Origin of the sequence: Dyadobacter subterraneus, from assembly GCF_015221875.1 — a bacterium.
GTDB classification, from domain to species: domain Bacteria; phylum Bacteroidota; class Bacteroidia; order Cytophagales; family Spirosomataceae; genus Dyadobacter; species Dyadobacter subterraneus.
Genome location: NZ_JACYGY010000002.1, coordinates 485,279 through 497,576, shown reverse-complemented (window position 1 = coordinate 497,576; position 12,298 = coordinate 485,279). Strand labels below are relative to the sequence as shown.

The following is a 12,298-nucleotide window of genomic DNA, read 5'->3' as shown; positions in this document are numbered from 1 at the left end:
CCTTCCGAATTATCCAATCGGAAGGCTTTTTAATGCTATATGAAATACGTCACCGATATTTTTAGAAATAAATAATAAATCTACATCGCTTAGAGCAGATCCTGAAGGTAAACAAAGTCCTTTTTCAAAAAGGTCTCCCGCTAAATTTCCTCCAAAATACGGAGCATCTTTAAAAACCGGCTGTAAATGCAATGGTTTCCACAAGGGCCGTGATTCAATATTTTTTGTTTTTAGATACAACCGGATTTTATCAGCATTTATTTCCTTTGATATTTTCGAATCAAGTAAAATACAAGTCAGCCAACGATTAGAAATAAAACCTGGTGGTTCATTCTGAAAAGAAATACCAGGGAATTTTCCCAGCTCTTTTTTGTAAAATTCAAAATTAGCCCGTCTGCTTTTTACACGTTCATCAATTACATCAAGCTGCGCTCTGCCAATTCCTGCACAAATATTACTGAGACGATAATTATAGCCAATTTCTGAATGTTGGTAATGCGGCGCGTCGTCTTTCGCTTGTGAAGCCAGAAACTTTGCTTTTTTTATTATAACCGGATCATCTGATAGTAAAGCACCACCACCGGATGTCGTAATAATTTTATTTCCGTTGAAAGAAATAATACTCATTTTCCCAAATGAGCCCAGCTTTTTGCCATGGTAGGAAGATCTTAATGCTTCGGCGGCATCTTCAACAAGCGGGATTTCATATTTTTCACAGAGGAATAATATTTCATTCAATTGAACGGGCATCCCGTAAATATGCACGCCTATTATTGCCTTCGGTTTTTTGCCTTTTTTTACATAATACTTAATGGTTTCTTCTAAAATGTTAGGACATATATTCCAGGTTAAATTTTCACTGTCAATAAAAACAGGTGTTGCTTTGAGATAAACAATTGGATTAGCACTGGCGGCAAATGTAAAGGTTGGACAAATGACAATATCACCTGGTCCTACACCAGCCATAATCAGTGCAAGATGTAGAGCTGCCGTACCTGAGGAAAGCGCCACAGCCTCATTAATACCAACGTATCTTGCAAGTTCCTGCTCGAAAGCATCAACATTCGGCCCCAGCGGTGCAATCCAGTTTGAATCAAATGCCTCCTGAATATATTTTATTTCCTGTCCACTCATATGTGGCGGAGATAGCCAGATCTTTTTCATAAATGGTAAGAAATTATCTTGGCAGGATTTCCACGCACCATCGTTCCATCCGGAATATCTTTCGTAACAACACTACCGGCTGCTATAAAACAATTTTTTCCAATCGTTAGACCAGGCGCAATAATACTTCCCACTCCAACTAATGTATTTTCTCCAACATAAACATTTCCAGACAGAATTACACCGGGTGCGAGATGAACGAAATCACTGATCACACAATCGTGATCAACCGAAACAGATGTATTAATAATTACATGTCGGCCAATAATGGCATCGGCCTGGATGACAGCGTTGTGTAAAACAACAGTTCCTTCTCCAAGTTTTACAGTTTTGTCAATAATGCAGGAAGGGTGGATTGTTATTCCAAAAGGATGTTTTACCTGATTTGAAATCTTTCTTCTGACCGAATTATCGCCAATTGCGATAATCAGTTTTTGATCGGGCAAAATATCTGAATTGTAAAATCCTGAAACTGTCATTCCATAGATTTCTTTCCTGCCTGGAATATCGTCAAAGATCAAATCAACCTTGTCACGATTGGCAACAATACAGGAAATTATAACCTTGGCGTGTCCGCCAGAACCGTATATGATCATTTTTAAAGTGTGTGTTATGTCAGCAATTATTTAATCAAAGATGAAGATCCGGTAAATTTTTCCATCATTTTATTGGAGTAAAATGTACGGTTTCTCCGAGAAATCAATTTTATTAATGTTATCAAAAAAATTTTTGAATCAAGTTTTAGTGACAGATTATCAACATAATACAAATCATATTTAAATTTCTCTTCCCAACTTATTTCATTACGCCCATTGATTTGCGCCCAACCGGTAATTCCGGGTTTTACATCATGACGGCGAAGTTGATTTTGATCATATCCTGACAAATATTCTATTAGCAATGGCCTCGGCCCAACTAAACTCATTTCTCCTTTCAATACATTCCAAAGCTGCGGAATTTCGTCCAGGGAAGTTCTTCGCAGAAATTTTCCGACTCGTGTTATTCTATCCTGATCAGGTAACTGATCCATACTTGGATCGTTTGAGTCAAGCATTGTTTTGAATTTTACAATCATAAAAATCTTGCAGAATAAACCAGGGCGGGATTGAAAAAAGAAGGGTTTTCCTTTATTAAAAAAGCATAAAAGAAGTGTCAGAAAAAGAAAAAGCGGAGACAGGATTATTAATCCCGTCGCCACTGATATGATATCAAAAAATCTTTTTCCAAAACTTTTATACATGTCTTCATTTATTAAATCAACTAATAAATTTCAGACAGGTAACTTAAATCAATCTGCTAATACAAAGCAGGGAAATGATTTGGATCGGTTTCCTGCATAATTTTGTATGCTACTTCAATCACATCATCCATATTCGGTTTGGTGAAATAATCTCCATCAGAACCATAAGGAGGACGATGTGGTTTAGCTGAAATCGTAACAGGGGACGAATCAAGCCAGCGGTAAGCATTTTGCGCTTCCAAAACCTGCTGCATCATAAAGGCCGAGGCACTTCCCGGTACATCTTCATCTGCAAAAATCACTCTGTTCGTTTTCTTGATTGATTCCAGAATCCGGTGATCAACATCAAATGGTAATAATGTCTGCACATCAATTACCTCGACCTCAATTCCCAGATTATGTAATTGTGTTGCTGCCTCCATCACTATACGGCACATGGAGCCATAAGTAACGATGGTGACATCTTTTCCTTCTTTCAAAATTTCCGGCTGGCCAAGTGGAATGCATATTTCTCCGATATTATCGGCCAGTAATTCTTTCTGACGGTAAGCGTTTAGCGGTTCAACAACAAGTGCCGGATCATCGCCTTTTATTAAAGTATTATATAAACCGGCAGCCTGCGTAAAATTTCTTGGAACAACAATATGCATACCGCGAACGCTGCTCAACATTGTCCCCATAGGAGAACCTGAATGCCAGATTCCTTCCAGACGATGCCCGCGGGTGCGAATAATTAACGGTGCTTTTTGTCCGCCAGCGGTTCTGTAACGCAGACTTGCAAGGTCATCGGTAAGCGTGGCGAGAGCGTAATAGATATAGTCAAAATACTGGATTTCAACGATTGGACGTAAACCTCTCATGGCCATTCCGATTCCTTGTCCGATAATCGTCGTTTCGCGAATTCCTGTATCAGTTATCCGAAGTTCTCCATATTTTTCCTGCAATCCGGCTAAACCCTGATTCACATCACCAATCATCCCGACATCTTCACCAATAGCCACCACGCGTGGATCCTGTGCAAATAATGCGTTGAAATAAGAGCGAATAACTTCACGGCCATCGACCGTTATACTATCATCAGAAAATACAGGATTTACCGGTTCAACCAGCAGTGGAGATTCATCAGATTCGCTGTAAAGCTGGGAATTGTAGCGAATAGCGTTTTCTTTCAGTGTATTTTGAAGCCATTCCTGCAAGACCACGCGGGAAGGCGTATTTTCATTCCGTATAAGTCGAAGCGCTTTGCGGACACTAACCGCATTGTCCCGGCGAACCGGATAATATGTTTTGCTCAGTTCCGTAGCAATTGCTGATAATTCTTCTGAAAAAATACTTTCTTTTGCCGTTTTCTGAATTAGTTCTACGGTTTTAAGATGTTCTTTATCGAGATCCTTTCGGTAAGCTTTCCAGGCCCGGTTACGGGCATCTCGGGCTGTTTCTTTTGCATCGGCTTCGATTTTTTCTAACTCTTCGTCCGTTGCATAACCATTATTTAAGATCCAGTCGCGGAAACGCAGATTGCAGTCCCGCTCATTTTCCCACTGGAGTCGTGGTTTGGATTTATATCTTTCATGTGATCCTGATGATGAATGTCCTTGTGGCTGCGTAAGTTCTGTAACGTGAATAAGTACAGGAACCTGTTCATTCCGGCATAGGTCAGCCGCTTTTTGATAAGTTTCAATAAGTGCAGGATAATCCCAGCCATTTACGGTAATGATTTCAACCCCGGTTTCTTCTTCATTGCGCTGTAATCCTCCGAGTGCTTTTGAAATGCTGGATTTTGTTGTTTGATACTCCACCGGAACCGAAATTCCATAGCCATCATCCCAGACAGACATTAGCAAGGGAATCTGCAAAACACCGGCAGCATTCATCGATTCCCAAAACATGCCCTGTGAAGTCGATGCATCACCGATTGTCCCGAAAACAATTTCGTTTCCTTTGTTTGAAAACGTATCTAAGTATTGGATTTCTTTATTTTCTCTGTAAAGTTTCGAAGCGTAAGCCAAACCAACCGAGCGGGGAATTTGGCCGGCTGTTGGCGAAATATCACAAACTGAATTATATAATTTTGTCTGGTCCAGCCACTTTCCGTTTTCATCCAACCAACGGGTTGAAAAATGTCCGTTCATGGATCTTCCGCCTGTATGCGGTTCATGTTCCAGGTCAGCGTGGGCGTACATTTGAGCGAAAAATTGCTGCCATGTTAAATTCCCCAGCGCAGCTTCAATGGTTTGGTCCCTGTAATAGCCTGAGCGAAAATCACCTAGTTTGAATGCTCTGGCCAGAGCAATTTGCACTACTTCTTTTCCATCTCCAAAAATTCCAAATTTGGACCGGCCTCCCATGGTATCTTTTCTCCCCAATAAGCTGACTTGCCGACTTTCACAAGCCAGGCGATAATCGTCTGTTATATTTTCTTTATTCAAAACACTGGAACCGGTCAAACTATCATTTAGAAGCATAAGCAAACGTTACGGGTTGAAACCGTAGTTAAGTTACATTTTTTTATAATGCACGCCAAAATTATGCAGGAAAATAATAATCATAACAATGAATCATAATAAGTTTAAAAGCATTGTTAACATAAGTTAATGTTTACTAAATTTCGTTTTTATACTTTAATCTTGTTATTTAAATCAATTTTACACAAAAACGTTACCACTACAACTATGAAAGTATTCTTTTCCGCGTTGGTTTTACTAGTTGGTTTAACCACTGTCAGTTTTGCACAAAAAGGTGTTTTGAAATTCAAAGAAGAAACACACAAGTTTGGTAAAGTTCCTCAGGGTACACCGGTTACAAACGAATTTGTTTTCACGAACACAGGTACTGATCCTGTTGTGATTTCAAACGTAACGGTTTCATGCGGATGTACTACTCCGGTATGGTCAAAAGCACCTGTATTGCCAGGAAAAACAGGTATCATTAAAGCAACATTTAACGCTGCTGCGGCCGGTTCTTTCAACAAGCCTGTAACTGTTTTCAGTAACACAGAAGGCGGATCTATTACTTTATATCTTAACGGAGAAGTTGTTGCAAAAGAAGCAGCAAAAGCTTCATCAAAGTAATTTATCTCAAAAAACATTATGCAAAAGCCGGCCCACAAGGTCGGCTTTTCTGTTTTGAGTCGAAGTGAAAATAATCTAATATTTGGTCAATAAAAGTAACAAATTCACCAACGAAAGCTAACGGACAATAGCTATCAGCTTATAAGCTAGTACGCTGCTCTATCCTGGAACGACCTTCTCCGGGTCAGTTTTAAATCCTGAAGAATACTTGATTTAACTTTCAGAATAAAATTGTAATTACTTACACGCGAAGCACTTCCGGCGAAAGGCGTCCAGCTGAAACTCATATCCCAGCAGTGAAGATCACGATAAAGGGTCAAAGTTGTTATCGTAGGTTTGAAGGCTGTAAAATCAAAACCGGTTGTCACGCTGATTTTGAAATTCGTCGATAGACTTAAATCACCTGTTGCATTAATTGCCTGAATCAATGTAGCATTGGATAAACCTGGTTTGGTTAATCCAAAGTTATAATTGATCGATAAATTCCAGGGCACATTAAAATCAACATACATATCTGCATTACGTCTAATAAATTCGCGCTGCTCTTCGGTAACGTTGGCGTCAGGTAATCCTGTCGTTGTAGCGGCCGGTTTCGTTTTATCTGATTTCTTTGGAGAAAAACTTGTCCCCAATGTGAATCCAAGGTTTTGCAAATTCGCCAGTCCTTGTCCTTTGCTGATGGCATACTGGTTTACTCTTATCCCCGTCGTATTGGTTCTGTAAACCGGATCGGCGATGTAGGCATAAGGATCCAGGTTGGCATTAAAGTTAAGATTTAAATTCCTACCGACACGGGCGTTGGCATTGACAGTAATATTGGACAAATTCAAGGAATCGGCCAATAAGTTATAACTACCTCCCAAACTTAAATTATCCAGCAGCGAAACTTTTGTAAACTGTGCTGCTGCGGTATCACTCTTGGATTTAAGCTTCATTTCAAAAGAGTTATTCAAACTGAACGAAATAACACTCGTCGCTCTTCCATTGCTGACACCTGAACCAATACCATTAAAACGGGATAATTTCTTGGTTTCCCCTAATTCGTTTATCTGAACCGTTTGATAAAAACCATAATTATCACCGGTAAAATCTGGTGTGTAAGTATAAGAAATAGTTGGAATAACGGTGTGCCGGATTGCTTCCAGCCGTTTTCCCCGGACAAAAAATGTACCATAAAAACGCGTATTGATCCCAGCCCCGAAATTATAGGAATATTGATTTCCTATTTTATTCAGCGTATCAATATGTACCGTATTCCCTCCTTTAAAAGTGTACTGGTATTGTTTGGTATAAATCTGACCCGACAAAGACATGCTTGGCGTCAAATTGATAAACCGGAAGATTTTAAAGTTCGGAAGCGAAATTGGAATGCTATATGTACCGGTAAACTGGGCATCTTTCGCGAATTCCGGAAGGTTTGCAATATTAAACGGTAAAGTCAGCGGTATCGTTGCTCCTGTTGAATCCGTTGCTTTTCGTATCTTATTATCAACTCTGAAACCAAGACGCGTGTAAGAAGTATCGATCAAAGTAATTGAGTTTGTCAGCGTATAATTTCCGCTGAAATCCATCCCTAAACGGAAACTGTCATACCATCTTGAACGTCCGCCGTTCAATGCAAAAGGAGCAATCTGGTTTACACCAAAACTAAAATCAGATGAAATATTGGTTTTTCCACCAACTTTGACATTGGTATTAGCGACTCTTTGTCCGAAGTTTTGATTGACACGTAAACTGGCAGCAGCTCTCAAATACTGCCCCATCGTCCTGTTATACTGAACGGAAGAACTTGCAACATTGGCCGTGTATTTTGCCGTATTTGTTTCTTGTAATGAGTTATAGTTGTTACTGGCAATGTTTACGTTTGCAGAAAACGTCGAGTTGCCGCGAGGTTTTGGGGCATGTGACCAAACCAGATTAAAATCTGATGTTCCGCCAACGCCCAATTGATTTAAAACCTCATCACTGGATTTGTTTCTGTTGTAACGTAAAGAAAAATTACCTGAGTACTGATAACGTTTTGAATATGTTGTCGCAACACCCAAACCCCAGCTTCCTGTTGAATAAATCTGTCCGGTTACCGATGCATTAATGTATTCACTGATGGCAAAATAATATCCACCATCGCGCAGATAAAATCCACGTCCGTTAGGTTCTTGTCCATAGGTTGGGAAAATAATACCGGAAGTTCCGGCTTCTTTTTTCTTTGGAAATGGGAAAAACCCAAAAGGAATGACAATCGGCAAAGGAACATCAGCAATAACCAGGTTGAAAGGCCCGGAAATTACCTGTTTCTTGTTAACCATTTTAATCTTCGGCGCATTGATATAATAGTGAGGATGCGTAAGATTACAGGTTGTGTAAATCGATTTTTGAATGTAGAAATTACCTTCCGTATCCTTTTTCACCCTGTCGCCACGCACGTTTCCATCACCTTGCTGGGTGACAATTCCCCGGATAATCGCTTTTTTGGACTTAAAGTTATACCGGATTTCTTTGGTGTTATACGTTTCCGGCCCATCCTGGAAAATGGGTTCACCTATCGTTTTTTGAGAGGTAGAATCATAAGTTCCATGCGCCAGAACTTCATTCGTTACCCAGTTCAGACGTATATAATTTGCTTTTAGATTTATAGTACCATAATTTACCTCCGCGTTCCCGTAAAGATGAACCTGTTTCAGTACCACATCCATGATCGTCGAATCTTCCGCAGTATATTTTACTACATTTTGCAGATCATCCGGGTTGGATAATGAATCGGCAGCCAGAGAATCAGCAATGGCCATATTTGCCTTGATAATAGCAGAGTCCGCCAGCGTAGAATCTCTTAAAGGAAGCGTATCCGTTTTAGCAATTTTGCCATCCTGCGTTTTGGCTATAGGCGATTTGTCTGCCACCGAAGGTGCAGAATTTTTGGTTTTGGCTTTCGATGTTAGAAGATCCTTTCCAGATTTCTTTGTGCTTTGCTTCACACAAGCCATCGTCCCAAGCAGAAGAAACGCAACAAGTCCAAGCGATATAATAATCGCCTTTTTTTTCAGTTCTAACAAAAGGAGTATTTTTGCATAACGAATCTCAAAATTAGCAGAGAAACTCCTAAAGAATAACGCCGTAACTAAAAAATAATGTTAAAAGTTCTTAAAATCGTAATTGCAGCGAGTTGTTTGGCTTTGAGTCTGGCCTTTGCTTTTCGTAAAAACCCCGCTTCATCTAATTTGCAAAGTAAGGTAAATGTTGTGGTAATTGATGCCGGTCATGGCGGACATGATATTGGAACAAGAGGAAAAAAAGCCAGAGAGTCTAATGTAGCGTTAAAAATTGCACTGGCATTAGGCCATAAAATCAAGGCAGATTCGCCGGATGTAAGAGTACTTTACACACGTGATACAGACGAATTTATTGAACTCGGCGAGCGTTCAGCTTTTGCTAACAGGAATAATGCAGATCTTTTTATATCCATCCATTGCAACTCCACGCCCAATTCGCATAGCGTTAGAGGAACTGAGACGTACGTGATGGGGTTACACAAGACGAATGGTAACCTGGAAGTTGCAAAGCGTGAGAACTCGGTAATTCTTAAAGAAACGAATTACAAACAAAAATATAAAGGTTTTGACCCGGATTCTCCGTTAGCGGCGATTATGCTTGCGAACTACCAAAGTGCATTTATTTCAAGCAGTCTGCGTTTTGCAGATCATGTTGAAAAGAAATTCCGCACGGTTTCGGATCGCGACAGCCGTGGGGTGAAACAGGCAGGATTTCTGGTATTGTGGAGAACAACAATGCCCAGTGTGCTGATTGAAACCGGATTTTTGTCAACACCGGAAGAAGAGGAATATTTAAATTCCGAGGAAGGGCAGGATGAGGTGGCAGAATCGATTCTTCAGGCATTCAAGGTTTATAAAAAACAAATGGATAATTAATCATTTGTCAAAGGGGTTTTTATTGATCAGTTGTCATTAATCAATAAGGAAAGGATTTGTATACATTTATTTTTAAGCTTTTGGCGAAAGTCGAAAGCCATTTACTATTACTTTCATGAAGCTAACAAAAGAAGTAAAAGTCGGGTTAATGGCGGTTATGGCAATGGTCTTATTATATTTCGGCTTCCATATCCTAAAAGGCTCAGACGTTTTTTCGAGAACATATAAGTACTACGTTATTTACGATAATATTGATGGTTTAACCGCTTCCAACCCCGTGTTACTGAATGGATTAAATGTTGGACGGGTACAGGAAATCAAATTGTTGCAAAATCAGCAAAACCGTCTTCTGGTTTCACTTGATATTCAAAAAGGGATTATTTTACCAAAAGGAACAGCTGCTTTACTAGCTGACGGAGGATTATTGGGTGGAAAAGTTATTCACCTTGCTATGGGAACTTCCTCTGTCGCCATGCAGGATAATGACACGTTGCTCGGAAAAAAAGAATCAGGAATTTCTGCGGTTTTACAAGAAAAAGCATTGCCTTTGGTTACACATGCCGATTCATTGATCCAAAATCTTGCTGCTGTTGCAGATGGATTTAAAGAAACCGGCAAAATCCTGAATCAGATGTTGAAAAACTATGATCAGACAGGAAATGCGGTGCAGGGATTGGTTACTGAAAACCGGAAAAATCTTTTGGTAATGACTTCCAATCTTAACAAATTGTCGGAGTCGCTGGTGGAAACGGAAAAAGAATTGAAACCAATTTTAGCGAAAACCGGCTCATTTGCAGATTCTCTTCAGGCATTAAGATTAGGCGCGACAGTTCAAAGTGCCAACCAGACAATTTCAGAATTACGTCATTTATTGGCTGAGGTTGAATCCGGAAAAGGAACAGCGGGGAAATTGATAAAAGATGAAACGCTTTATAACAATCTGAATAGTACGATTGTAAGTCTGAATAAATTGATGACGAATTTCAGAGAATATCCAAAGCGCTATGTGCAGTTATCGATTTTTGGCAAAAAAGATAAAGGACCATCAGAATCGCCTCTAGATACGACCACCAAAATTAAATAAAAGTAGAAGTTAAGGTTCAAATATAAAGAAAGTCGTTTGCTATCAGCAGGCGACTTTTTTGCTTTTGATAGTAAACGTTCTGATAAATTTCTACCTTGAATTTGAAATAATTATTGTTTCAATACATTTCATCAGACTATGGCTAATCAGGAAAACACACGGCAGCTTATTGAAAATCTCAATAAGCGATATGAAAAAGTAAAATTGGGCGGAGGACTGAAAAAGATTGAAAGTCATCATAAAAAAGGGAAACTGACAGCCCGGGAACGCATTGATTATTTAATTGATACAGATTCTTATTTTCTGGAAATCGGAGCCTTTGCAGGTGATGGAATGTATGTAGAGGACGGCGGTTGCCCTTCTGGTGGCGTTATAGCCGGGATTGGATATATTTCAGGCAAACAATGCGTAATTGTTGCAAATGACGCGACAGTTAAAGCCGGAGCCTGGTTTCCCATTACTGCCAAAAAGAATTTAAGAGCTCAGGAAATTTCCATGGAAAATCTACTGCCGATAATTTACCTGGTTGATAGTGCCGGTGTATATCTTCCCATGCAGGCAGAAGTTTTTGCGGACAAAGAACATTTCGGAAGAATTTTTAGAAATAATGCAAAGATGTCGGCGATGGGAATTGTTCAGATTTCTGCGATTATGGGAAGTTGTGTAGCCGGTGGCGCTTATTTACCGATTATGTCTGATGAGGCGATGATTGTGGAAGGAACGGGATCTGTTTTTCTGGCCGGACCATATCTGGTAAAATCATCGGTCGGGGAAGATGTGGATGCTGAGACTTTGGGTGGCGCAGCGATGCATTGTGAAATTTCGGGTGTTACGGATAACAAATACCCGGATGATAAAATCTGTCTGGATGCTATCAAAAGGCATATTGATAAAATCGGACAATCGGCCATAGCAGGTTTTGACAGAAAAGTAGCTGAAACTCCTGCCCGATTCCCCGAAGATATTTATAACATTTTACCCGTCGACAGACTGAAACCTTATGACATGAAGCATATTCTGGAATGCATTGTGGACGCTTCCGAACTTGATGAATATAAACCTGATTATGGGAAAACAATCGTTTGTGCTTATGCAAGAATTGATGGCTGGGCGGTAGGAATTGTAGCAAATCAGCGGAAAATGGTAAAATCCGGAAAAGGAGAAATGCAGATGGGGGGCGTGATTTATGGTGAATCTGCGGATAAAGCGGCGAGATTTATCATGAATTGTAATCAAAAGAAAATCCCGCTGGTTTTCTTCCATGATGTGACAGGATTTATGGTCGGAAGTCGTGCGGAGCAAGGCGGAATTATTAAGGACGGAGCGAAAATGGTCAATGCGGTAGCCAATTCTGTCGTGCCGAAATTTACTTTTATTGTTGGTAATTCATATGGAGCCGGCAATTATGCGATGTGTGGAAAAGCTTACGACCCGCGCCTGATCTATGCATGGCCAACGGCACAAATGGCAGTTATGAGTGGTGCAACGGCTGCTAAAACGTTGGTTCAGATTCAAACTGCAACTTTAAAATCACAAGGGAAAGAAATTACACCGGAAGCTGAACAGGAATTGTTGAGGGAGATAACAGATCGCTACAATGAAGAATTATCGCCCTACTATGCCGCTGCCCGACTTTGGGTTGATGGTATAATTGATCCGGTAGAAACCCGGAAAATCATTTCTGTTGGTATCGAAGCGGCAAATCATGCGCCGATCAAAGAAGTTTTTAATGTTGGAATTATTCAGGTTTAGATTGAGAATCTGAATTTTTGAACAAAAAAAGAAGCCAGCTTTTAAAAGTTGGCTTCTCCGTATA

The 12,298-nt window shown here is 40.0% G+C and carries 9 protein-coding genes; 4 read left to right on the top strand and 5 right to left on the bottom strand.

Annotated elements, in window-relative coordinates:
- Positions 1 to 9: 9 nt before the first annotated feature.
- From IEE83_RS27445 to IEE83_RS27430, 4 genes are read right to left on the bottom strand one after another with little or no spacing between them, the layout of a single operon-like run.
- On the bottom strand, positions 10 to 1,164 hold the full coding sequence (locus IEE83_RS27445) for a DegT/DnrJ/EryC1/StrS family aminotransferase (protein WP_194123958.1): 1,155 nt from the start codon (positions 1,162 to 1,164) through the stop codon (positions 10 to 12).
- Complete coding sequence (locus IEE83_RS27440) at positions 1,161 to 1,760, bottom strand: acetyltransferase (protein WP_194123957.1); 600 nt, start codon at positions 1,758 to 1,760, stop codon at positions 1,161 to 1,163. The genes IEE83_RS27445 and IEE83_RS27440 overlap by 4 nt, the downstream gene beginning before the upstream one ends.
- A gap of 26 nt (positions 1,761 to 1,786) precedes the next feature.
- Positions 1,787 to 2,404 (bottom strand): sugar transferase, encoded by a 618-nt coding sequence (locus IEE83_RS27435; RefSeq protein WP_194123956.1) that lies wholly within the window; start codon positions 2,402 to 2,404, stop codon positions 1,787 to 1,789.
- A gap of 56 nt (positions 2,405 to 2,460) precedes the next feature.
- Positions 2,461 to 4,869: an alpha-ketoacid dehydrogenase subunit alpha/beta gene (locus tag IEE83_RS27430; RefSeq protein WP_194123955.1), complete on the bottom strand. Its 2,409-nt coding sequence runs from the start codon at positions 4,867 to 4,869 to the stop codon at positions 2,461 to 2,463.
- Between the two features lie 207 nt (positions 4,870 to 5,076).
- Here IEE83_RS27430 and IEE83_RS27425 point away from each other — a divergent pair, with 207 nt between their 5' ends.
- Complete coding sequence (locus tag IEE83_RS27425) at positions 5,077 to 5,475, top strand: DUF1573 domain-containing protein (protein ID WP_137341009.1); 399 nt, start codon at positions 5,077 to 5,079, stop codon at positions 5,473 to 5,475.
- Positions 5,476 to 5,621: 146 nt separating this feature from the next.
- Here IEE83_RS27425 and IEE83_RS27420 read toward each other — a convergent pair whose 3' ends face one another.
- Positions 5,622 to 8,525 carry a putative LPS assembly protein LptD gene (locus tag IEE83_RS27420; RefSeq protein ID WP_194123954.1) on the bottom strand — a complete coding sequence of 968 codons (2,904 nt, stop codon included), beginning with the start codon at positions 8,523 to 8,525 and terminating at the stop codon, positions 5,622 to 5,624.
- A 75-nt stretch (positions 8,526 to 8,600) separates the two neighbouring features.
- Between IEE83_RS27420 and IEE83_RS27415 the strand changes: the two genes are divergently transcribed.
- From IEE83_RS27415 to IEE83_RS27405, 3 genes are all read left to right on the top strand, one after another.
- Positions 8,601 to 9,398, top strand: a complete 798-nt coding sequence (locus IEE83_RS27415; RefSeq protein WP_194123953.1) for an N-acetylmuramoyl-L-alanine amidase family protein — start codon at positions 8,601 to 8,603, stop codon at positions 9,396 to 9,398.
- Positions 9,399 to 9,513: 115 nt separating this feature from the next.
- Positions 9,514 to 10,482 (top strand): MlaD family protein, encoded by a 969-nt coding sequence (locus IEE83_RS27410; protein WP_194123952.1) that lies wholly within the window; start codon positions 9,514 to 9,516, stop codon positions 10,480 to 10,482.
- Between the two features lie 138 nt (positions 10,483 to 10,620).
- Complete coding sequence (locus tag IEE83_RS27405) at positions 10,621 to 12,234, top strand: acyl-CoA carboxylase subunit beta (RefSeq protein ID WP_194123951.1); 1,614 nt, start codon at positions 10,621 to 10,623, stop codon at positions 12,232 to 12,234.
- The last annotated feature ends 64 nt before the right edge of the window (positions 12,235 to 12,298 follow it).